1 protein-coding gene is annotated in these 246 nt (G+C 56.5%); it reads left to right on the forward strand.

The genetic code is table 11. The features are described from left to right. Nucleotides 1–222 (forward strand): hypothetical protein (locus tag ACZ2IA_RS23205; RefSeq protein WP_470294935.1); only part of this gene is annotated, 222 nt, incomplete at its 5' end. Between the last annotated feature and the right edge of the window lie 24 nt (nucleotides 223–246).

A 246-nucleotide genomic window follows, 5' to 3' on the forward strand; every position in this document is an offset into this window, starting at 1 on the left:
GCCACGGTCGCGGCGATCGCCAGCGACAGTGCAAAGGGTCGGATTCGGCTCAGCAACATGACGGAAAGGCTCTTAGGGGAAGGAATCTCAAATCGCGCTGATACAGGCCGAAAGCGCCAGCAGGCAACGCTCACCAGCGGGGAGTGGAAGCCGGACCGGCCTGCCACGCACACGATGGGAATGATGGGAGCGAAATATACATACATGATTGTTTGTTTGTAAACCGGTACAATTCAGCCACGTTTC

The organism is Crenobacter sp. CS_VA4 (assembly GCF_055597485.1).